Origin of the sequence: Cupriavidus sp. SIMBA_020, assembly GCF_046535395.1 — a bacterium.
Lineage (GTDB): Bacteria > Pseudomonadota > Gammaproteobacteria > Burkholderiales > Burkholderiaceae > Cupriavidus > Cupriavidus campinensis.
Genome location: NZ_JAWRWU010001454.1, coordinates 1 through 243, shown reverse-complemented (window position 1 = coordinate 243; position 243 = coordinate 1). Strand labels below are relative to the sequence as shown.

At 74.5% G+C, this 243-nt stretch carries 1 pseudogene; it reads right to left on the bottom strand.

What is annotated here, in order from left to right:
• Positions 1 to 243, bottom strand: a pseudogene (locus tag SB751_RS34385) (NAD-dependent dehydratase); the annotation flags it as partial.

Genomic DNA, 243 nt, shown 5'->3' with positions numbered 1-243 from the left:
GACCAGCGCGGCCGCCGCCCCGACCAGCGGGCCCGGCAGCGCAATGCGGGCTGCCGGCGGGAAGCCCAGCGCGGCGCGATAGCCGCTCAGCATCTCGCGGTATTCGACTTCGTCAGCGCCGACCGCATCGATGACCGAATGGCCGGCCGCCGGCGAAACGACGAGCCGCGCGACGAGTTCGGCGAGGTCGTCGACGTGCACGGGGCGCAGCCGTTGATGGCCGCCCGCCGGCAACGCGTGCAC